22 protein-coding genes are annotated in these 23,334 nt (G+C 56.1%); 13 read left to right on the top strand and 9 right to left on the bottom strand.

Features of this window, described 5'->3' with window-relative positions; all coding sequences use genetic code 11:
* Window positions 1-334: 334 nt before the first annotated feature.
* The 12 genes from F1E05_RS06430 (at window position 335) to trpC (ending at window position 11,141) form a co-directional block, all read left to right on the top strand.
* Complete coding sequence (locus tag F1E05_RS06430; RefSeq protein ID WP_150047507.1) at window positions 335-2,617, top strand: ABC transporter permease subunit; 2,283 nt, start codon at window positions 335-337, stop codon at window positions 2,615-2,617.
* Window positions 2,614-4,269 carry a phosphate ABC transporter permease PstA gene (gene pstA / locus F1E05_RS06425; RefSeq protein WP_190303266.1) on the top strand — a complete coding sequence of 552 codons (1,656 nt, stop codon included), beginning with the start codon at window positions 2,614-2,616 and terminating at the stop codon, window positions 4,267-4,269. Before F1E05_RS06430 ends, pstA begins: the two co-directional genes overlap by 4 nt.
* A gap of 35 nt (window positions 4,270-4,304) precedes the next feature.
* Complete coding sequence (pstB, locus tag F1E05_RS06420; protein WP_150047506.1) at window positions 4,305-5,138, top strand: phosphate ABC transporter ATP-binding protein PstB; 834 nt, start codon at window positions 4,305-4,307, stop codon at window positions 5,136-5,138.
* 12 nt (window positions 5,139-5,150) lie between these two features.
* Window positions 5,151-5,873: a phosphate signaling complex protein PhoU gene (gene phoU, locus F1E05_RS06415; RefSeq protein WP_150047505.1), complete on the top strand. Its 723-nt coding sequence runs from the start codon at window positions 5,151-5,153 to the stop codon at window positions 5,871-5,873.
* A 13-nt stretch (window positions 5,874-5,886) separates the two neighbouring features.
* Window positions 5,887-6,426 (top strand): GNAT family N-acetyltransferase, encoded by a 540-nt coding sequence (locus tag F1E05_RS06410; RefSeq protein ID WP_232056802.1) that lies wholly within the window; start codon window positions 5,887-5,889, stop codon window positions 6,424-6,426.
* A 65-nt stretch (window positions 6,427-6,491) separates the two neighbouring features.
* Window positions 6,492-7,505 (top strand): IS630 family transposase, encoded by a 1,014-nt coding sequence (locus F1E05_RS06405; protein ID WP_150047504.1) that lies wholly within the window; start codon window positions 6,492-6,494, stop codon window positions 7,503-7,505.
* 275 nt (window positions 7,506-7,780) lie between these two features.
* Window positions 7,781-8,200: a secondary thiamine-phosphate synthase enzyme YjbQ gene (locus F1E05_RS06400; RefSeq protein ID WP_150047503.1), complete on the top strand. Its 420-nt coding sequence runs from the start codon at window positions 7,781-7,783 to the stop codon at window positions 8,198-8,200.
* Window positions 8,201-8,266: 66 nt separating this feature from the next.
* On the top strand, window positions 8,267-8,725 hold the full coding sequence (locus tag F1E05_RS06395) for a DUF411 domain-containing protein (RefSeq protein ID WP_150047502.1): 459 nt from the start codon (window positions 8,267-8,269) through the stop codon (window positions 8,723-8,725).
* A 31-nt stretch (window positions 8,726-8,756) separates the two neighbouring features.
* Complete coding sequence (gene trpD / locus F1E05_RS06390; RefSeq protein WP_150047501.1) at window positions 8,757-9,764, top strand: anthranilate phosphoribosyltransferase; 1,008 nt, start codon at window positions 8,757-8,759, stop codon at window positions 9,762-9,764.
* 63 nt (window positions 9,765-9,827) lie between these two features.
* Window positions 9,828-10,091 carry a BrnT family toxin gene (locus tag F1E05_RS06385; RefSeq protein WP_150047500.1) on the top strand — a complete coding sequence of 88 codons (264 nt, stop codon included), beginning with the start codon at window positions 9,828-9,830 and terminating at the stop codon, window positions 10,089-10,091.
* A complete protein-coding gene (gene brnA / locus F1E05_RS06380) occupies window positions 10,081-10,311 on the top strand; it encodes a type II toxin-antitoxin system BrnA family antitoxin (protein WP_150047499.1) in 231 nt (76 codons plus the stop codon). Before F1E05_RS06385 ends, brnA begins: the two co-directional genes overlap by 11 nt.
* 32 nt (window positions 10,312-10,343) lie before the next feature.
* A complete protein-coding gene (trpC, locus tag F1E05_RS06375; protein WP_150047498.1) occupies window positions 10,344-11,141 on the top strand; it encodes an indole-3-glycerol phosphate synthase TrpC in 798 nt (265 codons plus the stop codon).
* 145 nt (window positions 11,142-11,286) lie between these two features.
* Here trpC and F1E05_RS06370 read toward each other — a convergent pair whose 3' ends face one another.
* The 3 genes from F1E05_RS06370 to F1E05_RS06360 form a co-directional block, all read right to left on the bottom strand.
* Entirely contained in the window at window positions 11,287-14,592 is a 3,306-nt protein-coding gene (locus F1E05_RS06370; RefSeq protein ID WP_232056801.1) for a bifunctional diguanylate cyclase/phosphodiesterase, read from the bottom strand.
* A gap of 176 nt (window positions 14,593-14,768) precedes the next feature.
* Window positions 14,769-15,308 (bottom strand): C40 family peptidase, encoded by a 540-nt coding sequence (locus F1E05_RS06365; RefSeq protein WP_150047496.1) that lies wholly within the window; start codon window positions 15,306-15,308, stop codon window positions 14,769-14,771.
* A gap of 48 nt (window positions 15,309-15,356) precedes the next feature.
* Window positions 15,357-16,325 carry a PDC sensor domain-containing protein gene (locus F1E05_RS06360; protein ID WP_232056800.1) on the bottom strand — a complete coding sequence of 323 codons (969 nt, stop codon included), beginning with the start codon at window positions 16,323-16,325 and terminating at the stop codon, window positions 15,357-15,359.
* Between the two features lie 172 nt (window positions 16,326-16,497).
* Here F1E05_RS06360 and ylqF point away from each other — a divergent pair, with 172 nt between their 5' ends.
* A complete protein-coding gene (gene ylqF, locus F1E05_RS06355) occupies window positions 16,498-17,412 on the top strand; it encodes a ribosome biogenesis GTPase YlqF (RefSeq protein ID WP_150047495.1) in 915 nt (304 codons plus the stop codon).
* Window positions 17,413-17,426: 14 nt separating this feature from the next.
* Here the strand turns inward: ylqF and F1E05_RS06350 are convergent, their stop codons facing one another.
* From F1E05_RS06350 to cueR, 6 genes are all read right to left on the bottom strand, one after another.
* On the bottom strand, window positions 17,427-18,782 hold the full coding sequence (locus F1E05_RS06350) for a DUF3999 family protein (protein WP_150047494.1): 1,356 nt from the start codon (window positions 18,780-18,782) through the stop codon (window positions 17,427-17,429).
* The gene (locus tag F1E05_RS06345; RefSeq protein ID WP_150047493.1) at window positions 18,779-21,280 is read right to left on the bottom strand and encodes a DUF2339 domain-containing protein; all 2,502 of its coding nucleotides are present in this window, start codon (window positions 21,278-21,280) and stop codon (window positions 18,779-18,781) included. The genes F1E05_RS06350 and F1E05_RS06345 overlap by 4 nt, the downstream gene beginning before the upstream one ends.
* A 272-nt stretch (window positions 21,281-21,552) precedes the next feature.
* A complete protein-coding gene (locus F1E05_RS06340) occupies window positions 21,553-22,203 on the bottom strand; it encodes a phage tail protein (protein ID WP_150047492.1) in 651 nt (216 codons plus the stop codon).
* Window positions 22,196-22,351, bottom strand: a complete 156-nt coding sequence (locus F1E05_RS20535) for a hypothetical protein (protein ID WP_232056799.1) — start codon at window positions 22,349-22,351, stop codon at window positions 22,196-22,198. Before F1E05_RS20535 ends, F1E05_RS06340 begins: the two co-directional genes overlap by 8 nt.
* 173 nt (window positions 22,352-22,524) lie before the next feature.
* Entirely contained in the window at window positions 22,525-22,740 is a 216-nt protein-coding gene (locus F1E05_RS20210; protein WP_190303265.1) for a hypothetical protein, read from the bottom strand.
* Between the two features lie 142 nt (window positions 22,741-22,882).
* Window positions 22,883-23,284 (bottom strand): Cu(I)-responsive transcriptional regulator, encoded by a 402-nt coding sequence (gene cueR / locus F1E05_RS06330; protein WP_150047491.1) that lies wholly within the window; start codon window positions 23,282-23,284, stop codon window positions 22,883-22,885.
* Window positions 23,285-23,334 lie beyond the last annotated feature (50 nt).

Here is a 23,334-nt window from a genome sequence, read left to right as displayed (position 1 = left end):
ATAAATTACCGCGGTGATTTGTCGGCTTTTTTATAGTCAAGGACGCGTTGAATGTTGCGACAAGCAAGGTTTGGCGTAAAAGGTCAACAATACCGGCGTTGACGTTAACCATGCTCTGCACTTTGGAGATGCGCGCTTAAGACCGCGTTTCCTTAACCTCCTGGCTTAAAGGAGGCCGTTGTAATAGGCAAACACCCGCCAAGCGCTTGTCAGAGCAGAGGGCGGCTTGGTCGATCAAGTCTCTAACGGAGAGTCTGATTTAGCCGAGATCGGTTTTTTTACGACAGCTTCTAACGCGCTAAGGGATGCCACAAATCACTACCTCGAATCAGTTATGCCCGAACCTCAATTTACACCTGCTAAAGCGACCTTGTTACAGTTGTCGTCTAACGATGCTTATCAACGCTGGCGGCTATTGAAGGACAAGATTGTGGCCCAAGCCGTGGTTTTCGGCGGCTTGAGCATTATCTTCGCTATCGTGTTGATCTTTTTTTACTTGCTGTACGTGGTATTTCCGCTGTTGCTGCCGGCCCATGCCCAGGCGGTAAGCGAATACGGCGTACCCGAGCCAGCGGCCGGATCGACGGCATTGCTGGCGATGGAGGAGCAAAACGAAATCGCGGTACGCTTTACCGATACCGGCAAAGCGGTGTTCTTTAGAGTCGATGACGGTTCCCCTCTCCGGGTGGAGGATCTACCGATACCGCAAGGCGTCACGATCAGCAGCTGGGCCTTCGGGGACTTACCGAAAGGCGTTCTGGCTTACGGGCTTTCCGACGGCCGGGCCGTGGTCGCCAAAGTGGACTACAAATTGACCTATCCCGACAACAAACGGGTGATTACCCCGCAAATCAGTTACCCCTTGGGCAAAGACGCGATCGTGCTGGACAAACAAGGGCAAGCCGTTCAACAAGTCGCCGTTAAATTGGGCGACGCGGCCAGTAGCTTGCTGGCCAAAACCGCCGACGGCCGTTTGATCCTGACCAGCTTGGAAAAAAAGGAGTCCATGTTCGACGACGAGGTGGAACTGGAGCGTAGCGAAGCCGTATTGGATACCGCAAGCATAGGCGACGTGGATTTCATGTTGTTGGATAAAGAACTGCGCACACTCTATTTATCCAACCACAACGGCGATCTAACCGTGCTCGACGTCAGCAATAAAACCGAACCGGTGATCCGGCACAAGCTGAACGTGATGCGACAAGGCGCGCAAATCACCAACATGACGTTTTTGAACGGCGATATTTCCCTGTTGATCGGTGACAGCAGCGGCACCTTCGGACAATGGTCGCTGGTGCGCGACAAACAAAATCACTTCAGCGTGCAGCAACTCAGGGCTTTCAAGCTGGCGGATGCGCCGGTGTTGTTGCTTAATGCGGAACAACGCCGCAAAGGCATGTTGGCGGTGGACGCCAACGGCGAATTAGGGGTGTACAACGCCACGGCGGAACGCAAATTGATTCGGGAGAAAGTCTCGAACGGCAAACCCTTGGCTTTGGCCCTGTCGCCCCGGGCTAACGCGCTGCTGTTGCAGGACGCCGCCGGTAAATTGCATCACTGGCGCATCGAAAACGAACATCCGGAAGTATCCTGGACCTCTTTGTGGGGCAAGGTTTGGTACGAAAGTTATCCGGAACCGGCCTACGTATGGCAGTCTTCGGCCGCCAGCAACGATTTCGAGCCGAAAATGAGCTTGACCCCGTTGGTGTTCGGCACCCTCAAAGCCTCGTTTTACGCCATGCTGGTGGCTATTCCCCTAGCCTTGTTCGGCGCGATTTACACCGGCTATTTCATGGCCCCGGAAATTCGCCAATACGTCAAGCCGGGCGTGGAAATCATGGGGGCGCTGCCGACCGTGATTTTGGGCTTTCTAGCCGGCCTGTGGTTGGCGCCGTTCGTGGAAATGCATTTGACCGGCATTTTTGCGATGTTGCTGATCGTGCCTACCGGGGTCATGGCGTTCGCGTTCGTCTGGCAATTCGCGCCTAAACCTGTACGTGATCTGGTGCCGGACGGTTGGGACGCTTTTCTGTTGATGCCGGTGATTTTGATCTGCGGCTGGCTGGCGTTTGCCGTCAGTCCCGGCATCGAGGCCTTGTTCTTCAACGGCGATTTGCGCACCTGGCTGCGCGAAGCCTGGGGCATAGGCTACGACCAGCGCAATACCTTGGTAGTCGGTTTGGCGATGGGTTTTGCGGTAATCCCTATGGTATTTTCGATTGCCGAGGACGCCATTTTCAGCGTTCCCAAGCATTTGACCACAGGCTCTCTCGCCCTGGGCGCCACGCCTTGGCAAACCCTGGCCAAAGTGGTGATACTGACCGCCAGCCCCGGTATTTTTTCCGCGGTAATGATAGGCCTGGGCCGGGCGGTCGGGGAAACCATGATCGTGTTAATGGCCACCGGCAACACCCCGGTAATGGATTTCAGCATATTTCAAGGTTTACGCACCTTGTCGGCCAACATTGCGGTGGAAATGCCGGAATCGGAAGTCAACAGTACCCACTACCGGGTATTGTTCCTGGCCGCGCTGGTGTTGTTCATGTTTACCTTCATCGTCAACTCGTTGGCTGAGTTGATCCGGCAAAATCTGAGACAAAAATATAGTTCGTTATGATTAAGGCATGGTTTAAAAGCGGTTCGCCGTGGATTTGGATGACGGCCGGCGCGGTAAGTATCAACCTGATCCTGGTAATCGGTTTGCTGTTGTTGATTGCGCTACGCGGCTTGGGCCATTTTTGGCCGTCCGACATCGTCGAATACCGTTACCAAGATCGACAGGCCCAAGAAACGGTGATCATCGGCGAAGAAGTCGAGCAATCCCTGTTGCCGGAAGCGCAAGCGCGAGCGGCCGGCCACGAGGTGCTTAACGGCGCCGAGTATCTAAAGCAATTTTTGGTCAAGACCGGCAATCGCGATATTTTAGGTAGCGACTTTCGCTGGATTCAAGATCAATACATTGTGCAAAAAACCACCCCGGAAGATTTGATTACCGTCGAGCGCCGCGAATGGGGCAATTTTTACGGGCGGTTGATCGCGGTCAAGCAAAACCGGGCAGTCATCGCCGAAGGCGAACACGCTTGGCCAGTCGCGCAAGAAAAGTTGGCCCAGGTGCTGAAGCTATTTGCCAAAATCGACAAATTGCAGGACAAGGACATCGGCGCCATCAACTACAACCTGGAACGCTTGCGCCTGAAACAGCGGGGACTGGAATTGAAAGGCCAATGGAACGAGGCCAAGCGCGCCGAGTTTGCCGCCCGCAAAGTGGCATACGAGCAAGAATACAAAACCTTGCAACAAAACATTTCTCAGCTCAACCAAGAGATGAAGTGCTGCATCTTGGTGGTCGCCGAGGCCGGCGGTCGGCAAATCAACATTCCGTTGGAGCGGGTCGTCAAGCTGACCCGGCCCAACGCGATGAACGTGTGGGACAAGGCAGTCGAATACATTGCCAATTTCGGCACCTTCGTCAGCGACGAACCGCGCGAAGCCAACACCGAAGGCGGCATTTTCCCGGCCATATTCGGTACCGTGTTGATGGTGATGTTGATGGCCGTCGTGGTCACACCGTTCGGGGTGATCGCGGCCGTGTACATGCGCGAATACGCCAAACAAGGTTTTATCACCCGCATCATTCGCATCGCCGTCAACAATTTGGCCGGCGTACCGTCCATCGTGTACGGGGTGTTCGGTTTGGGATTTTTCGTATACATCATCGGCGGCAGCATAGACAAAGTGTTTTTTCCGGAAGCCGCGCCGGCTCCGGTGTTCGGCACGCCGGGCTTGCTGTGGGCCTCTTTGACCCTGGCATTGTTGACTTTGCCGGTCGTGATCGTGGCCACCGAAGAAGGCTTGTCGCGCATTCCCAAATCCATCAGGGAAGGCAGTTTGGCGTTGGGGGCGACCAAAGCGGAAACCTTATGGCGCACCGTGTTGCCCATGGCCAGCCCTGCGATTATGACCGGTCTGATTTTGGCAGTGGCCCGCGCGGCCGGCGAAGTAGCGCCGCTGATGCTGGTCGGCGTCGTGAAACTGGCCCCCACCCTGCCGTTGGACGGCAACTTCCCGTATTTGCATTTGGACAGAAAATTCATGCACCTCGGATTTCACATTTACGACGTGGGCTTTCAAAGTCCCAACGTCGAAGCCGCCAGACCCTTGGTATACGCCACGTCCTTGTTGTTGGTGATGGTGATCGTCGGCTTGAACATGTTCGCCATCGCCATCCGCAACAACCTTCGCGAGAAATACCGCGCATTGGAAAACTAAGTTCGTAATCAACACGATAGGTTCGGATTAATCACATGACAACTGAAGTAAGAAAAACCCACGCCATCGATATCAGTGCGCTGAACCGGGCGGATAAAGACAGCAAAGATTCGTTCGACCCTTGCATCAGCGTGGAGAACCTGAATCTGTTTTACGGCAGCAAACAAGCCTTGCACAAGGTCACCATGACCATGCCGCGCAAGAAAGTGACCGCCTACATCGGTCCCAGCGGTTGCGGTAAATCCACCTTGTTGCGCTGCATCAATCGCATGAACGACCTGGTCGACGGCGTGCGGATAGAAGGCAAGATCCTGCTGGACGGCGAAGACATTTACGATAAAAACATCAACGTCGCCGCCCTGCGGCGCCGAGTGGGCATGGTGTTTCAAAAGCCTAACCCCTTCCCCAAGACCATTTACGAAAACGTCGCCTACGGCTTGCGTATCCAAGGCGTCAACGACCGGCGGGTGTTGGATGAAATCGTCGAAAAATCCCTGCGCGGCGCGGCGTTGTGGGACGAGGTGAAAAACCGCTTGAACGACAACGCCTTGGGCATGTCCGGCGGTCAGCAGCAACGTCTGGTCATCGCCCGGGCGATAGCGATAGAACCGGAAGTGATTTTGCTGGACGAGCCGGCTTCGGCTTTGGACCCGATTTCGACCTTGAAAATCGAGGAGTTGATCGACGAATTAAAAGAAAAATACACTATCGTCATCGTCACCCATAACATGCAACAAGCGGCGCGGGTGTCCGACTACACCGCCTTCATGTATATGGGAGAGTTGATCGAATTCGGCGAAACCAGCGAATTGTTCACCAATCCGGCTAAAAAACAAACAGAAGACTACATCACCGGCCGTTACGGCTAGGAGCACGCCAACATGGATAACACCATCATCAACCAACACATTTCCCGTCAGTTCAACAAGGAAATGGAAGACATCCGCAACAAAGTGTTGACCATGGGCGGCTTGGTCGAACAACAAGTGGATTTGGCGACCAACGCCTTCATGAGTTACGACATGGAAAGCGCCGAGAAAGTCATACAGCAAGACCAATTGGTCAATGCGCTGGAAAAAGACATCGATCACGAATGCACCGAAATCATGGCCAAACGCCAGCCGGCCGCATTCGACCTGCGCATGCTGATCGCCACGATCAAGATCATTACCGATCTGGAGCGGATAGGCGACGAAGCGGCCCGTATCGCCAAAATGACCATGCGTCTGGAAAGCGGCGATTATTATCAGGATAAATATTACGAAATCGAACATTTGCTGGAATTGGTCAAGGAAATGCTGAACGGCGCCCTGGACGCCTATGCCCGTACCGATACCGAGGAAGTGATCGCCATCACCGCGCAAGACAGCAAGGTGGACCGGGAATATACCAGCATCACCCGCCAGCTCATCACCCAGATGATGGAAGACCCGCGCAACATCACGCGCGCGCTAGACATGCTGTGGACAGCCCGTGCGCTGGAGCGTATCGGCGACCATTCCTGCAACGTGTGCGAGCACGTGATCTACATGGTGAAGGGCAAAGACGTTCGCCACCTGAGCCGCGAAGAGTTGGAACATACCATCAAGTCGTCCGACCGTTAAAGCCGTCGGCTTCGTGGATTTCGATTTGCAGTTCGCGCCGGCTTGCCTCGACGACGTGCCGGCTTTGGTGGAATTGATTAATTCGGCTTATCGCGGCGAATCCAGCCGCGCGGGTTGGACTACCGAAGCCGATCTGTTGGACGGGAAGCGCACCGACGCCGCGGAATTGTCCGGTCTGCTGAAGCGAACCGACTCCTTGCTGATAGCCTGTAAAGCCGGCGCCGTCGCGGTCGGTTCCGTGCATTTGCAAAGGGTCGATGCCGACGTGCATATCGGCATGCTGGCCGTCAGTCCGCCGTTACAGGGCGGCGGCATCGGCAAACGGCTGCTGCATGCCGCCGAAACGCAAGCCCAAAACCTTTGGCCGCTGCAACGCTTTTTAATGTTCGTCATTCCGTGTCGTAGCGAATTGATCGATTACTACCGTCGGCGCGGTTACAGGGCCACCGGAACCTTCAAACCCTTTCCCGTGCAACCGCAATTGTGGCGCGCAAAAGTCGAAGGACTAAGCCTGGAAATGCTGGAGAAAACCGTGGCCGATAGGCCCGGTTAATCATTTAGTCCTTTTGTTATTAACCGTCCCATAAGTTCTCGCATGCAGCATGTTAAAATGGCGGCATGGAGAGAGCAGAAAAACGAAGCCAAAAGCGCAAAGAAGTCGTCGAAGCCGTAGTAGTGCGGAAAGAGCCCATCACACTTGTGGCGCGTGTCTTCAATATCCCGAAACGAACGGTATTTGAGTGGTTGGCCCGCTACCGTCAGGGCGGCTGGTCGGCATTGGCCGAAAAAAGTCGGCAGGGTCGCCCCAAGAAAGTTACAGCGGATGACCTGAAATGGCTTTATGACGCGGTGACCATGGGCAACCCCTTAAATTACAAGTTGCCATTTTGCTTGTGGACAGCCAACACGATCCGTGCGCTGCTGGAGACAGAACGGGGACTACGGCTGTCGAAAAGTGGGGTTTGCCGCCTGCTGGGGCACTTAGGCCTAAGCCCTCAACGTCCGCTGTACAAAGCTTACAAGCAAGACCCCGATAAAGTGAAGGCTTACCTTGCTAAAACCTACCCTGAAGCTGTGTCGGAAGCGAAAAGATATGGAGCACGCCTTTATTTCGTCGATGAAGCGAGTTTTCGCAGCGATGCCCATCGAGGTACGACCTGGGGCAAGATCGGTGAAACACCGGTTGTCAGGAATAGTGGTGGGCGATTTGGCTTCAAGCTAATCAGTGCTGTTTCTGCTCGCGGCGACCTCCATTTTGACGTCATTGAGGGCACCATGAACGCCGACACCTTCATTGCCTTCCTGCAGAAACTACGTCACGACGCGGGTTGCCCGGTATTTATCATTGCCGACAACGCAAAATATCACCACAGCAAAAAAGTCAGCGCCTTTTTGGAGACACAAGCGGGCCAAATCATGATGGCCTTTCTGCCGCCCTATTCGCCTGAGTTGAATCCTGATGAACAAGTCTGGAACCATGCCAAGGCTGAAGCAGGCAAACGAAGCATTAGAAACAAACAAGAAATGGAAGCCGTCATCTTCGCGACAATGCAAGCCATTCAACAAAAAATCGATCTGGTCAGAAGCTTTTTCCGGTTAACGGATACTGCCTATGCCATGGATTTTAGGTAAGTGCTGCGCGAAAACTTTTGAGACGATTAATATTGTAGTGGCGGCAAAACACCAACAACCCTAGAGGTTGCTGCCTGTTGCCGGCGGTCAAGTACGGCATGCGGATCAGGCCAAGACCCACTTCGCGCGAATGGGGCAGCATGCCTGCTTGGTTCCAAGTGGTTTTAGGCCGCCCTTAAGCCATCCGGCTAGGCAGCAGCCGGGTTTTCCATCCCCAGCGAATAAGCTACAGTGGCGCATCCTTTACGATTGCCCCACTCCTTTTACCTATTACCATGTGGATACAGAAACAAATACGCCTAAACCCCAGAAACCGCGGCTTTCATCTGGTCACCGAGGAGATTCTGTCCCATCTACCCGAGCTTAAATCGCTTAACGTCGGTTTGTTGCATGTGTTTATTCAACACACTTCGGCCGGATTGACCATCAACGAAAACGCTGACCCCAGCGTACGTCAAGACTTCGAAAGTTATTTCAACCAAGCGGTGCCGGAAAACCAGCCCTATTATTTGCACGATGACGAGGGTTCGGACGACATGCCGGCACACCTGAAAAGCAGCCTGCTCGGCTGCAGCCTCAGTCTGCCCATCAGTAACGGCCGTTTGAATGTGGGAATCTGGCAAGGCATTTATTTATGCGAATACCGCAACCGAGGCGGCAGCCGCTCGCTGGTATTGACCTTGAGCGGCGAATAGCTGCCGTGCAAACGCTGAACCTGCGGCGTACAATACGCGGCTAAACCAACCACGGGGGAAGCAACTATGAAGCGGCTAAGCCAATTAATCGTCTTACTGGGCGCTGCCGGTCTCGCCCAAACGGCCTACAGCGACGAAACCGTCACGGAAATGACGGTATACCGCAGCCCCACCTGCGGCTGCTGCGGTAAATGGATAGAGCACGTCAGCAAAAACGGCTTCAAAGTCAAAGACATCGTCAGCGACGACATGCAAGCAATCAAACAAAAACTCGGCCTGCCCGAACAATTGGCTTCCTGCCATACCGCGGTAGTAGACGGTTACCTCGTCGAAGGCCACGTTCCGGCCGCCGACATCCGCAAAATGCTGAACGAAAAAACCAAAATCGCCGGTATCAGCGCGCCCGGCATGCCCATGGGCAGCCCCGGCATGGAAATGGGCGGCAAACAAGACGACTATGAAGTCGTTTCTTACGACAGCGCCGGCAACACCCAAGTGTTTGCCGACCACAAAGCCGGCCAATAAAAACCCATCCGCAACACCACGTTCGATCGACATGCTCATCCAACCTATTTTGCAACAACTGCTGGAACGCCGCGATTTAAGCGACGCACAAATGCAAACCGCGATGCGGGCCATGATGAACGGCGAACTCAGCGATGCACAAATCGCCGCTTTCTTGATCGCCTTGCGCTGCAAGGGCGAAACGGTGGAAGAAATCGCCGCGGCGGTCGGCGTGTTGCGCGAATTGGTGCATAAAGTGCCGATCAGCGGCGAGCACGTCATCGATACCTGCGGCACCGGCGGCGACGGCGCCAACACTTTCAACATCTCGACGACCGCGGCTTTCGTGGTCGCGGCGGCCGGCGGCAAAGTCGCCAAGCACGGCAACCGTTCGGTATCCAGTTGTTGCGGCAGCGCCGACTTGCTGGAGCTGGCCGGGGTCAATCTGGACCTGCCGGCCGAACAAGTGGCGCAATGCGTAGCCGACATCGGCGTCGGTTTTTTATTCGCCGCCAAACACCACAGCGCGGTGCGCCACACCGTTAAGGCCCGCAAGGAAATGGGGGTGCGCACGCTGTTCAACCTGATCGGCCCGCTGTCCAATCCGGCCAATGCCCCGCACCAGCTCATCGGCGTGTTCGACAAACAATGGCTGCTGCCGGTGGCCGAAGTGTTGAAACGCCTGGGCAGTCGCCACGTGCTGGTCGTGCACGCCCAGGACGGCCTGGACGAAATCAGCATCGCCGCGCCGACCGACGTGGCCGAACTCAAAGACGGCGTGATCGACAGCTACACGCTGACGCCGGAGCAATTCGGCTTGCGCCGCGCCCACCTGAAAACCCTGGCGATTACCTGCCCGGCGGATAGCCTGAGCATAGTCCGCGCCGTGCTGAACAACCAGCCCGGCCCGGCCCGCGACATCGTCGCTCTGAACGCCGGCGCGGCAATCTACGCCGCCGACCTGACCGATTCGCTGGAAGCCGGCATTCGCCTGGCGCATCAGGTTTTGGCGGATGGGAGTGCGTTGGGTAAGTTTGAGGCGTTGGTGGGTTATGGTTGAGCTTTAGGTCGGCAAGCCATCGACAATTTGCCTTTAGCTGTTTAACGGTATATTTTTTATACCATGATAACTTTCGAGTTCGATGAAACGAAAAACCGGACCAATCTTCTAAAACACGGCATTGACTTTGTAGATGCTCAGGCTTTATGGAAAGACCCAAGATTACTGGAAATTCCTGCCAAAACGGAAGACGAGCCACGGTACTTGGTCATGGGCAAGATTAAGGGCAAACATTGGTCTGCAGTAATTACCTATCGATCAAAAAATATCCGACTGATTTCCGTTCGCCGCTCGCGCACTGAGGAGATTGCACTGTATGAAAGCTAAAGATTTCGAGCAACAGTTTGATGACGATGTCGATATTACCGCCGCTATAGACGTTTCAAAAGCGAAGCGGATACTGCAAGAGCAAAAACGGGTCAATGTCGATTTTCCAACCTGGATGATCGAATCCCTGGACCGCGAAGCCGGGAAACTTGGCGTGACTCGGCAATCGATTATCAAAGTCTGGCTCGCTGAGCGACTGGAAAAGATTGCCCAGGATTAGGCATCGAACACAAAACACACAAGACAAGCACAATGACCGATACACCAGACATCCTAAAAACCATACTCGCCAAAAAAACCGAAGAAGTCGCCCGCCGCAAGAGCAATACGCCGATTGCGTTGCTGCAGGAAATCGCCGGCAGCGTGCAAGGCCCGCGCGGCTTTTACCAAGCCTTGCGCAGCAAGGCCGACCAGCAAAAACCGGCGATCATCGCCGAAATCAAAAAGGCCTCGCCCAGTCAGGGCGTGATCCGGGAGGATTTCAAGCCGGTCGAAATCGCGGTCGATTACGCTTTCAACGGCGCGACCTGTTTGTCTGTGCTGACCGACAAGGAATTCTTCCAGGGTTCGGAAGCCAATCTGCAGATGGTGCGCGACAAATGCCCGCTGCCGGCAATTCGCAAGGATTTCATGATCGATCCTTACCAGATCCACGAATCGCGGGCGCTGGGCGCCGATTGCGTGCTGCTGATCGTTGCGGCATTGGATGACGCGATGCTGAAGGAATTGGCCGACACCGCCACCGGCTTAGGGCTGGATGTGTTGGTCGAAGTACACGATGCCGCAGAACTCGAGCGGGCATTGAAGCTGAACACCCACATGATCGGCATCAATAACCGCAATCTGCGCAGCTTCGAGGTCTCGCTGCAAACCACGCTGGATCTGAAAAACACCATACCGGCCGATAAATTGATCGTCACCGAAAGCGGCATCCATACCCCGGCCGACGTCAAATTGATGCAGGACAACGGCATCTACACCTTTCTGGTCGGCGAAGCCTTCATGCGCGCGCCGTCGCCGGGGCAAAAAATGCGCGAGCTGTTTTTTTAAGCGGGACCGGGTATCTGCGAGCGCCGACCGCATCGCTAGCCCCCTAAGCAGGATGGAATCGAACCGGCGTGCGGCTGCGGTTCCGCCCAGCCAACGGCAGGGGGCAGGCACGATTAGCGTCCCTTCCGTTCGAGACCGCCCTAATCTAGTCTTGACTCAAGCAAGCACCGTTGCCGAGCAGCGCCGCAAATGCCTCGGCCGGTACGGGCTTGCTGAACACATATCCTTGGATCTCGTCGCAACCGTTTTGCCGCAAAAACCGGCAATGTTGTTCGGTTTCCACGCCCTCGGCGATAACCTTGTATTCCAGATTATGCGCCAACGCGATGACGGCCAAAACAATGGTGGCGTCTTCCGGATCGGTCAGCATGTCACGCACGAAAGACTGGTCTATTTTCAGGGTGTGGGCCCGCAGCCGTTTCAGATAACCGAGACTGGAGTAACCGGTACCGAAATCGTCTATGGACAATTTCACCCCGGCCGCCCGCAGCCGGCTGAAACTCTCTATCACTTTATTAACGTCTTGGGCAACCAGGCTTTCGGTCAGCTCCAATTCCAGCTGAGCCGGCGGCAAGCCGGTTTCCGCCAGTGTCCGCAACACCCAAGCAACGACATCTTGCTGCAGAAATTGCCGAGTGGACACGTTCACCGCTACGCACACCGGCGGCAAGCCGGCTTCGGTCCAGGTCTTGACTTGCGAGCACGCCTGCCTGAGCACCCAATCGCCGATAGGCACGATCAAACCGGAGTCTTCGGCTATCGGAATGAAATCGGACGGCGAAACCATGCCTAGCTCGGGATGCCGCCAACGCAGCAAAGCCTCGCAGCCGGTAATCCGCCCTGATTGCAAACACACCTTGGGCTGGTAGAACAACTGCAGTTGGCCGGCCGCTTGCGCGCCACGCAGCCGGGTTTCCAAATCCACCCTGCGCAAGGTTTCCTCGCTCATTTCCCGGGTAAAGATTTTACAGGTGTTTCGGCCTAATTCCTTGGCGCGATACATGGCCACATCGGCGTTGTCAATCAATTGCTCGGCGGTTTCGCCATCTTCGGGAAAGACGCTGACGCCTATGCTGGCCGACAGATGGATCTGCCGACTTTGCAAATCGAGCGGGCAATCCAGGCTGCGCACGATCTTTTGCGCAACCCGGTAAGCGTCGCCGGCACTGCCTATATTCGCCAACAAAACCAGAAATTCGTCGCCGCCCTGGCGGGAAACCGTATCGCCCTCCCGCACCAGCGAACTCAGCCTTGCGGCTACGGCCTGCAACACCGCATCGCCGAAAGGATGCCCGTAACCGTCGTTAACCACTTTGAACCTATCCAAGTCGATGTACAACAAGGCCAACTGCTGTCCGGATCGGCGCGCCTGGGCGACGGATTGAGCCATGCGGTCTTGCAGCAATTCCCGGTTCGGCAGTCCGGTCAGACCATCGTGGGTCGCCAGATAATGAATGCGTTGTTCCGCACGCTTACGCTCGGTAATATCCTGGATGGCGCCTATCATGCGGATACCGCGCCCGCCAGCGTCACGCAATACGTGGCCTCTATCGTACACATCCGCCCAACTGCCGTCTTTACGCTGAAAGCGGTATTCCTCCAGCCAATTTTCCTCGTCCGCGGCGAGTACCGCGTAGATATGTTCGACTACCCGCTCGCGGTCTTCCGGGTGTATACGAGTCGTCCAGAATTCGATGTCGCATCCAATCTCTTCGGCGCTATAGCCGAACAGCAGTTGAAAATTCTCGTTCCACCATATCCGGTTTGCGAGCAGATCCCAATCCCAGATGACGTCGCCGGTGGCACGGGCCGCCGCGTGAAAGCGGTTTAAGCTTTCTTGTAAGGCTGCGTTGGCGCGCTTGCGCTCCGACACGTCGTTCAAAAACAGCGTGCAAATTTCCCGGCCGTCTTGCTTGAAGGCCAACAAGCGCAGCTCGGCGTCGAACGCTCCCGATACGCCGACAAAACGAAACGCCGCACTGCCGTCGCTCGCCAAAATGGCCGGCCAATCGGCCGTCCCCTCGGGGGCCATGACGATTTCGGTAACCGAACGGCCTAACACGCCGTTGCGCGCCCGGCCGAACAAACGCTCCGCGGCGGCGTTCCATTCGACGATGGCTAACTCCGAATCGACACTGATAATCGCGGTATTGGTCGAGTCGAAGACGGCGCCTTTCAGTGCCAGGGAGGTTGCGGCCTGTTCTTGCGCTTCAAGCAATTGGCTGACCGCCAGCGCCATCCGGTCCAAGGCTTCGCCGAGAAGCTGGGTTTCCCGAAAATCGTTGGCGGAAAAGGTAGCCGCCGCGACGGGCGCCTGCAACTCTCGTCTGCCTATCCCCGCAACGCGCAGTTCCAGTTCCGCAAGCGGCTTGCCGAAGCGGCGGGTGATGCGAATCGACACCATCACCAAACCGACTACCATGACCACGCCTATCGCCGCCACCTGATACAGCTGTCGGCGCATCGCACTTTCGATAAACGGGATTTGCCGCGATGCCACCACCAGCCAAGAAGAGCCGCCCTTGAGCGCCAGCCGCCTGGCTGCAACCCAACGCGTTTCCGCCTCTATCTGCATTCTGTCCACAAACACCTCGCCGGAAAACGCCAACAGCGGCGCCAGCTCCGGCGGCACGGGCAGTGGTGTGCGCCCGACGTGTTTCCCGCCTATCAAACGCGGCGTCTCCCCCAATTCCACGATTTGAAAATGCGACCGGTATTCCGCCGATAAAGGCGATAAAAACCGGTTGAGTGCCGGCAAGTCCAAATCCGCATCCAAGACGCAAATCAACTTGCCGGCAGGATCGCGCAGCGCTTTTGCATAGGTGATGCCCCACAGGGGCTCCAAGCTGCCGGCATGGATAATCCACCGATACGCCGGCAGCCAGGTTTCTCCACTAGGACTATTCAATGCCGCTTGGTAAAACGGTTGATTGCGCGGATCGTAATCATGCGTGGCTAGCTGCTCGCTCAGCTCGAAGCCGCGCGCGGCCAAGCGATAAACTTGAGTGAGCCGGCCGCTGTCACGGCTCGGAAACCACCAAAGCAGCAAGTCGCCGCTTTCGATACGCTGCAATGTGCCGTATTCTCCGTTAGCGGGCAAAACCGCCCCCAGGTAGCTCAGTTCCGGACGTTGTTCGAACGCGGCCAACGAATGCTCCAGCATGGCACGCATGGATGAAGCCGTCAGCTCCGGATAACGAGCGGCACGTTCGGCCGATTCCGCGGTCATTTCCGCGGCGCGCACCAAAATTCGCAATCGCTCGGTCGCTCGATCCAGGGTTTCTTCCAGCTCCCGCCGGCTCGCCTGCTCGGTTCCGGCCGCCCCCTGAAACATCATGGCGAGCAACAGCCCCAAACCTAACACCGCTACTACCGCCACCACATTGACGACCAAGGTTTGGGTGAACGAAGGGGCTTGGGGTAAGGCTTTTTTTTGAGGACTGGTTAGCACGGTGGTTCGTTTTGCAAGCATGGAACGCATCGGCTCGATTCGACGGCTAAGGGCGGACCGTCAAACAGCGCAAAACAGCCGGCGCTTAGCCCAACGCCGGCACGCCTGCAATTGAACGCATTGCAATCGGCCGGGCGTTAGGCGACAACGCTTCATCCAACGGCTCAGACGGCAAATCAATTCAGCAGACAAACGTCCGCCTGCCGACTATTCAACGACAATGGTTGCGTCGCGCCGGGGCGGCGAACGCCGATGAACCTCTCCCGCCAATAAGGCTGATGCAGGTTGGAAAGCATGACCCGGCCGGTACGTTCGCTGGGCGCATGCACGAAGTTGTCGCCGCCGACATAAATACCGACGTGGGAAAACGGTTTACCGGTATTGAAAAACAGCAAGTCTCCGGGCAAGCGCTGATCGGGGGGGACGGCAGGCAGAAAGTAGGCCAAGGATTCGGTGGTGCGCGGCAGTTTCAACCCCTGCCGCCGATAAACGTAAGCGACCAAACCGCTGCAATCGAAACCTACCTCCGGCGATTGACCGCCGTAAACGTAGGGACGGCCTTGCAACTGCAAAGCATCGCGGGCGGCCTGAGTATTGCCCGGACCGCTAGGCTGATAATCGGAAACAGGCGGCTTTTTGTCGGTACCGGAACAACCGGACAACAGCAGCAAAACCAGCGAGGCTAATCCGAACCAACGGCAGAATGACGACTGCATGAACCCTGAACGATGAAAGCAAACGCTTCAAGTATAACGCGATTTACCTTATTGACGCTTACGCTGCTTCTGATTGATCAGCATCACTTCCGCCTTGGCGCCTAAGAACACGTAGACGCCCAAGCTCAATAGCAACAAAGCCGCTGCCAATACCACCCAGACCGCCTCGACGATATATTGACCGGCACTACCTTGTAGCGCCGCTTTGAAAATCATCAACAGGGCTTCGATCGACAAGGCGATGATGATGGCCCCGATAAAACGGGTAATGGTCCGCCGCGTGGAGCTGTGTTTCATGATGTCCTTGTACAGCAAGACTTCTTCTTCGAAGGTGGTTTTGCCCAAATCGAAGATGGCCAAGGCCAAGGTCAAGTAAATCACCACGCTGAACGGAATCAGCTTGGCTTCTTGTTTGAGAGCCGCGGTTTGCAACACCTCAATACATTCTTGTCCCGCCGCAAACAACAAGATCAGCGACACGGTGAACAAACCCAGGACTATCAAGGTATAGATCAGCTTAAAACCCGGCTCGAAGTGGCGCCTTTTGCGCTCGCCGGTCAGAAAACTCAGCATCGCAGGCAGATCGATGTCCAAGACGACATAGCCGCGCACGGCACCGTCTTTGTTGCAAACCGGACCACAAACCGACACGCACAGTTCGTTCTTGATGCTGGACAAATAAGGCTCGGTGATTACGGCCGTCCGGCTTTTTTGCACGGCGGCAAAATAAGGCCGCTGACTGCGGTCCGCCCCCATGCCCAAGCCGGCGTGCTGCGGGTAGTTGTGTCCGGCAATGTTGCCGTTGATTTGCACCCCGTCCGGGTCCAGCAAATACAACAAGCTCACGCACGGATAGTATTCGCACAGGGAATTCAGCGTTTCTCGCAGTTGCTCCGGCGTTTGTTCGAATAATCGTTCATCGGCGAAACACGTCAAGATCGACAACAATAACCGTTGAATGGCCAGGCGATGTTCCTCGTACAACTCGATAACGACGATGGGGCTCATTTGCAGCATCAGGGATTTCCAATTTCCGATAGAAGAGTTGAAATTCAAGCAGTAATTATGCCGCAACGCCGGCAAACCTACGATTTTCCGATAAGCCCGGAGTTTTTGCACCGGAGTGGCGCAAGAGACCAACGCATTCCCGGTAAAATGGCGCAATCACGACCCGCTTGCGAGAAACACAATGATTCAGTGGTATCCCGGTCACATGCACAAGGCCAGCAAGGAAATCAAACAAACCCTACCGGACATCGATTTGCTGATCGAAGTATTGGACGCCCGCATCCCCTACAGCAGTCAAAACCCGATGCTGGACCAACTGCGCGGCGACAAGCCGACCATACGCGTATTGAACAAAGCCGACTTGGCCGATGCCGCCGTCACCCGGCAATGGCAAGCCTTCATGGAAAAGGAAATGGCGGTCAAGACCCTGGCCCTATCCGGCCAGCAGGCCGATAAAGTCAAACAGATTCTGGACTTGTGCAGCAAAATGCTGCCGGAAAAAACCGCCGCCGGCAAAGTGGTGCGCAGCATGATCATGGGCATTCCCAACGTCGGCAAATCCACCATCATCAATAGCCTGGCCGGACGCGCAATCGCCAAAACCGGCAACGAACCGGCCGTTACTAAGCAACAACAACGCATCCAGCTGAAGAACAACATCGTGTTGTCGGACACGCCGGGCGTGCTGTGGCCCAACCTGGAAAACCGTTACAGCGGTTACCGCTTGGCGGTGACCGGCGCCATTAAAGATACGGCGTTTCAGCATGAAGACATCGCCATATTCGGGCTGGACTATCTGTTGCGCGCCTACCCGGATCTGCTGATAGCCCGATACCGGCTGGATGCGTTACCGGCAGACGCGATGCAGGCGCTGGCGCTCATCGGCAAAAAGCGCGGCTGCCTGCGCGCCGGCGGCGTGGTGGAGCTGGACAAGGCGGCGAAACTGTTTCTGACCGAACTGAGAGCCGGCACACTCGGCCAAATCAGCCTGGAAACGCCGGACATGCTGGCAAGCGAATTACAGGAATTGGCGGCCATGCGCGCCGCAAAAGCCGCGAAGAAAGCGGCCGGGACCCACGGCGGTAAAGCGCAGTGACAAGGCCGACACTGCTAAGGCATCTCGTTAGTGCGCTTGCCGACTTGGTACAAACTCCAGCCCAACACCAAGACCATCAGCACAATCACCAGGCCTAGAAACCCATTGCTATTCAACAAGCCAACCATATCCAAACCGGTATCGGCCGCTCTGATTTCGGTTTCCGCCCCCAAACCGGCCGGCTCGGCCCGGTAACCTTGGCGCTGCAGCTGCACTATCGGCTCTATGTCGTAACGCGGCGCGGCCTCTAATTTGGCGCCGTACAGCAAACGATAGCGTTTGTCCGGCTGATAGATGAACACCAGCTGATAGCCCGGCCCGGTCCCGGTTACCCCGGCTATCTGCAAAGGCGGGTTATCCCGGTCTTCGATGACGATGCGATAAACGCTGCGGCGCTGTTCGGCAAAAGCCAAATGCGTATTGACTTGCTCGATGTCCTGAAAACGGATGGCTTCCAAGCGGCCGCTGGCGATTTCCCGGAACCCGGCGTCCACCCCTTGCGGCACGTTTACCAGCACTCGGGCGCTACGGCTGAAATTCGGCGTCGAGATCGCCGGCTCCAAGCCGGCCAAAGGTTGCCGACCGCTGACCACGTCCACCAAGGTCAATTTGTTGTCGGCGTCGTGCCGGATAGTGATCGCGTCGCTCTGATAGTCGAAAGTTTGCAATTGATCCGGCACGCTTACCGTTTGCTCGCGCCACAATTCCACCCCGTCGATATGCAAAGCGTGTTCGATCAGGCTGACTTTTTCGTCGCGTTGCAATTCTTGGTCCCCGCGCAAGGTGCGGGTTAATTCGCTCAGCGCGGCCGTCCGGGCTTGGCTGGCCCTATCTACCCCTATGCGCAGAAACTTATAGCGGTTGGCCGGCAATGCAACGTCGCGCTTGGCGACAGCCATGTAGCGCGCGTAATCGAAAATCCTGGCATCGGCCAGCAAAGGCTGCCATTGCCGGCCGTCGTCCGAGCCTTCCACCCGTATGGCGTATTCGAAATCGTGCTGCGCGGTTTTCAGGGTCAAACCGTCGGCGAAAAGGTTCTCGGTTTTTAATTCCACCGTCACGGCAATGCCGCCGGCGGCATCGGTCTGTAAACTCGGCGGCCCGCTTTCCAGCGCATAGCGTTGGGTTTGGGTTTTATGGCTGGCGATTTTTTGCAAGGCAAACGGCGTCTCTGCATTTTGCTCATCGAGCAACACCAAGTCGCGAAAGTCGTCGGCACTGGCTTTATACACCGCCGGGTCCAGGGGCACAGCCATCAGGGCTTGCTTTTGGCCCGGCGGGACGACGACCTCGCGGCTAAAGCGCTGCCCGCCGGCGTCGGCAAGCTGCATCCATCCCATCAATACCCACCATAGCCACTGAAATTTCATTGCTGACGCCCTTCGTCCCGATGCCCGGTAAAACTTTGCTGATAGCGCATATAGAAAAAGGCGCCGCCCAAAGCCAGCAAACCCAACAGAATGAACGCGACGATTCTATACAGTTGTTCGAGTCTGGCCAGATCGATAAAAAATACTTTCCAGGCCACCAAGGCGAACAAGGCCAGCCCGGTCCAACGCAACGCGGCCACCCTGAGCTTGATGCCGCTAAACACCGAGGCCAGTGCGAAGGCGGACCATAGTATCGATACCCCGCCGGAACGCAGTCCCGGCACGAAGTGATACAACAGGGAATTGACTTCCAAACTGCTGCTGACGAACAGCAACAGCAACGCGCTCCAGGCCAACCACTTGCGTAGTTCGCCTTGTTCCGCGGCGCCCTGCAAACGTTTGCAGGCCAAACCCAGAAAAGCGATAACGGCGGTAAAATCCAGCAAACGCATCAAGAACAGTTGAAACGAATACGCCCCGGCGTAGCGTAAGGTCCAAACCCCGTCGCCGACCGCGATCGGCGCCAAGGTCAACTGCCAGGAAGGCAAATCGACAAACAGCAATTTCAACGCCAATCCGCCCAGCAACCAAGCCAGTACCGTCAACAAACCGGCAAAAGCGCTACGCTGGTAAAACAGCAACAACAGCCAAGCCGCTGCTAACCAAACCAAGGTCAGCATCGGCAATTGCAGCGGCGGATACAAATACCCGAAGCTGCGGTGTAATTCCAATTGCAACGCCACAAACACAATGCCGCACCCCAGCACGACAATCGCCCGCATCAAGCCGTTCCGCTGCAGATACATCGCCACGTCGGTATTCGGCGGACAGGCCATGTCGCCGGCTTGTGCCGGCCGTTCGGTCAGACGATAGGCGACAGCCAACGCGGCAATCGGAATGCCCAAACTGATCGCCCGTTGCAGCAAGCCCCAAACGAAGCCAGCCAGCGATTGTTGGCGATCGAAAGCCTGGGCGTATTGCGCCGGCAAATCGAGGAAACAATAGCGAAGCACGACCAGCGCATACACGGCATAAGCCAGCTGTTGTAAAAAGGCGCTACGCAGTTTTCCGGACAACCACAGCATCAGCGCCGCTTGCAGCGCCCAACAGGCGGTCAGCCATTGTGCGGACAATAGCAAAGGCAAGGTTACGGTCAGAAAGAAGGCCGCCAAGCCGATAAAACTGAGTAACAGGGCTTTGTCTGCGATACGCCGCACCAAACAATAGTAAGCGTGGGCCAGGTAAAATCCGGCCAGCGTTGCGCTTAGCAACGCCAACCAAATCTGCGGAAAATCCCGGCTAATCAAGCCCGCCGCCGTCGCGAAAAATATCGCGGCATTTAACAGCAACGCCAATAGATCCAACAGGCTGGACGGGCTGCGGTTGACCAGGCAGAACAAAATCACCATGGTCGAATACAGCGCGAAAAATCCGAGCAGGAACGGAAAAACCTGCCAAAAATAGCCGGATTGATAAGCCTGCAAGCTGCCGAAAAACAGCAAATAGTGGCAAACGAAACTGAGGAAATTCAGCAAATGCCAATGCTTGTAAGCATTGATGGCCAAAATGCCGCAGCCTAACAACAGCATATAGCTATAGAGGCCGATGAAATTGACTTGGCCGGTAGACAGCAAAATAGGGGTAGCGTAGCCGCCGAGGATGGCGAATACGGCGACCAACATCGCATCCAACCGCACCGCCAAGGTCGCGGCGCAGCCGGTTACCGCTATCATCAGCGCGAATGTCGGATAGACGGGCAACAAGTGATAAAACGCGTAAGCGGCAAACACCGCAAAATACAATACGGCAATCCCGCCGCCCAATAGGCCCAAGGCGAACAAATGGTATTGGCCGCCCAGAACTCTAACCCCGGCCACTATCATGCCCACGCCGGTCAACACCGACAAGGCGACTCGAGCTTGTTCGCCCAGCAAGCCGTTATCGATTGAATACTTCAAGAAAAAACCGATACCGGTTACCAGAATCAACACGCCTATCCGCAGTAACCAATTGCTGGCGATGGCATATTCCATGGACACGCCTGCCGGCCTGTGGCCTTCGCCGACCACGATCCAGTTCCAAACTTCCTGCAGAATCCGTTTGGCGGCCAATTCGAAATCGCTGGGCGGAGCGGGCTCGCCGACCGAGTCCCAGGCGTCCACGCTTGCTTGTTTTTCCGGTTCGGCTTCGGTTTGCCGTTCAGGCTCGGGCAGCGCGTCAACCGTAACCGTGGCAACTTCCGAGGCCGCTAGCGTCTCCATATCGGACGCCGTCGCGGTTGAGCGAGCAGTTTTGTCGCTCGTCGCTTGACCAATGCCAAGCGGCGGGTCGGCCTGGTTCAGCGCCGCTACAGCGTGTTGTAGATTTTGCAAGGCACGGCTGAGGTCTTGTTGATAACGGGCCTGCCGCGATAACAGTACGAACAGCAGAGCGATGACGATTAAAGGGCCTACAACCAAGCAAAACACCCCGAAACCGATCAAGTCGTCCACAGCCATCCTCATACTAAATAAAATTATGCATACCCGCCATGCAAGCCAGCGCGTGCATTGCACGGAAAAACCGCAGTTCGGCCAACCGCGAAGCCCCGCTGGACCGAATTCGGTTCAAACCGGTTAAGAGCCTGTTTCTCCGGAGTAAAGCCCGTCCGTAGCGCGAGTGCGCATCGGCACAACGCATGACCGTCGTGAACAGCCCGCCGGCAGACGCCGATGAAAGCGGCATCTGCCACGAATCAAGTCTTTACGGACGGCCCCCTCCCGATAGCAGCCTAGGGCCGGGAAGGATATAGGCCTTGCACAGCAATACAGTATCTCAACGCCAGGTAAGGCGACTGGGTTGCAACCGGCTGGCTGCTGCCCGCCGCACCGACGGTGGTGTTTGCGTTCGCAGTCGTTGTCACCGCACCCGCCGCCATTTTATCGGTGGGCGCGGCGTCGGAATATTGATTATCGCGGCTGGATGAAGACGCGATCACTTTGCCGACCGGGGTAGAGGCATTCCCGGCCGCGCTGACGACATTAACCGACGAGGTCGCGTCCACGGTGGTCGTCGCAGTATGCTGGTGCGTCGGCATTTGCGCCTGCGTCAAGGTAACCGACTGCACCCCGCCCGCTTGCCCGATGACTAACGGCGCAAGCCCGTTACCGGTACCGAATCCTACCGGCGCGCGTCCGCGCAAATCAGGTACCCCGAAATTCGTTCTGCCGTCGCCGCCGAATGTGGTGCCTACCAAAGAAAACAGCGCGCTATTGGCGTTGATAGGCAACAATTGCCCGTTTGCCTCCGTATAGCCGGTGGGGCAGTATTGATAAGGGAAGAGACAAATCTCTCCGATGAAAGGCTCCGATCCGCAAGCAAAGGCCTGAGCCGGAAGCGCTGCTGCGAGTGCGAATAGTAAACGGGCAGAACGTTTATTCATTTTTGTTTTCCTCGTCTGGCAAAAATTGGAATACACCGTATCGCAGGATGACCGAAGTTTTTCCGGCCTTGATTTGCAGTGATACGATTCGGCGGCGTGAGTAAGGACGAGCAGGCTGGGCCGGCACCGTCATTACTGTGATCAGCATAGAAGATTTTGAAGGAAATGCTCGCAGGTCAGCCGCTGAACCCACACCGGCCGAATAAACCTATCGGGTACAACGTTCCTAGCCCTGCATGTGTGTCAACCGGACAAGTGAGGCGGCCATCATGGACAGAGATAGTACACCCCCCATTTACTGAAAAATCTCACCGAACGCTTTCAGTCGCTGACGGAACGGAAACTAGCCAAATTGCGGATCGTCGAATCTCTGACTGCGCTGCCCAACAGGCCGTCAGTAATCGGCGGAACGGCCAATGCCTCTTTGCGGTGCGCATTGTTCCCCGGCACCCAAGGCAAGGAACGCATTGTCTGCAAAAAACCACACTGCCAGCTGCGGTCGACGGCATCGAAGCGCGCTACCTCGGCATACAACACAATCCATCGGACCTGGATGCCGGATGCAGATCGAGCATGTGTCTCGGCAACGGTGACCGGTACGTCTTTTTTTTCACCCGAGTAAATATGATTGACCCGATTGTTTTACCGGACAAAACCAGATGCTAGGGATTGATTAGCTTTAAACCAGCTGCTGGCCGAGTACCAAGGTCTCGATAATCGGACAATCCGGTTTATTGTCGCCGCTACACGTTTGCGCCAGCCGGGCCAGAATGTCGCGCATTTCAGTCAATTCGGCGATGCGTTGGTTTAAATCGTCGACATGGGATTGGGCCAGCGCTTTGACGTCGGCGCTGGCCCGTGCCGGGTCTTGCCACAGCGAGACCAGATCGCGGATTTGCTCCAGCGAAAATCCCAGGCCCCGCGCTCGTTTGATCATCCGCAACACCTGCAAATCGGTGTCGTTGTAGGTCCGGTAGCCCGATACCGTGCGCACGCTTTTTTTGATCAATCCGATACTTTCGTAGTGACGAATCATTTTGGCGGATACGCCGGTCATTTTCGCGGCTTGGCTGATATTCATCGATCGTTCTCCAACACAGATGGACACCGTGTTGCGGGCGGCAAGTACGC

The organism is Methylomonas rhizoryzae, from assembly GCF_008632455.1.
GTDB classification, from domain to species: domain Bacteria; phylum Pseudomonadota; class Gammaproteobacteria; order Methylococcales; family Methylomonadaceae; genus Methylomonas; species Methylomonas rhizoryzae.
Note: the sequence above shows the minus strand (reverse complement) of the source record. Positions and strands in the feature narration are given on the sequence as shown.

Coding starts and splice junctions, on each gene's coding strand:
- F1E05_RS06430 (WP_150047507.1), top strand. CDS start 335: ATGCCCGAACCTCAATTTACACCTGCTAAAGCGACCTTGTTACAGTTG.
- pstA (WP_190303266.1), top strand. CDS start 2,614: ATGATTAAGGCATGGTTTAAAAGCGGTTCGCCGTGGATTTGGATGACG.
- pstB (WP_150047506.1), top strand. CDS start 4,305: ATGACAACTGAAGTAAGAAAAACCCACGCCATCGATATCAGTGCGCTG.
- phoU (WP_150047505.1), top strand. CDS start 5,151: ATGGATAACACCATCATCAACCAACACATTTCCCGTCAGTTCAACAAG.
- F1E05_RS06405 (WP_150047504.1), top strand. CDS start 6,492: ATGGAGAGAGCAGAAAAACGAAGCCAAAAGCGCAAAGAAGTCGTCGAA.
- F1E05_RS06400 (WP_150047503.1), top strand. CDS start 7,781: ATGTGGATACAGAAACAAATACGCCTAAACCCCAGAAACCGCGGCTTT.
- F1E05_RS06395 (WP_150047502.1), top strand. CDS start 8,267: ATGAAGCGGCTAAGCCAATTAATCGTCTTACTGGGCGCTGCCGGTCTC.
- trpD (WP_150047501.1), top strand. CDS start 8,757: ATGCTCATCCAACCTATTTTGCAACAACTGCTGGAACGCCGCGATTTA.
- F1E05_RS06385 (WP_150047500.1), top strand. CDS start 9,828: ATGATAACTTTCGAGTTCGATGAAACGAAAAACCGGACCAATCTTCTA.
- brnA (WP_150047499.1), top strand. CDS start 10,081: ATGAAAGCTAAAGATTTCGAGCAACAGTTTGATGACGATGTCGATATT.
- trpC (WP_150047498.1), top strand. CDS start 10,344: ATGACCGATACACCAGACATCCTAAAAACCATACTCGCCAAAAAAACC.
- F1E05_RS06365 (WP_150047496.1), bottom strand. CDS start 15,308: ATGCAGTCGTCATTCTGCCGTTGGTTCGGATTAGCCTCGCTGGTTTTG.
- F1E05_RS06360 (WP_232056800.1), bottom strand. CDS start 16,325: ATGCTGCAAATGAGCCCCATCGTCGTTATCGAGTTGTACGAGGAACAT.
- ylqF (WP_150047495.1), top strand. CDS start 16,498: ATGATTCAGTGGTATCCCGGTCACATGCACAAGGCCAGCAAGGAAATC.
- F1E05_RS06350 (WP_150047494.1), bottom strand. CDS start 18,782: ATGAAATTTCAGTGGCTATGGTGGGTATTGATGGGATGGATGCAGCTT.
- F1E05_RS06345 (WP_150047493.1), bottom strand. CDS start 21,280: ATGGCTGTGGACGACTTGATCGGTTTCGGGGTGTTTTGCTTGGTTGTA.
- F1E05_RS06340 (WP_150047492.1), bottom strand. CDS start 22,203: ATGAATAAACGTTCTGCCCGTTTACTATTCGCACTCGCAGCAGCGCTT.
- F1E05_RS20535 (WP_232056799.1), bottom strand. CDS start 22,351: ATGCTGATCACAGTAATGACGGTGCCGGCCCAGCCTGCTCGTCCTTAC.
- cueR (WP_150047491.1), bottom strand. CDS start 23,284: ATGAATATCAGCCAAGCCGCGAAAATGACCGGCGTATCCGCCAAAATG.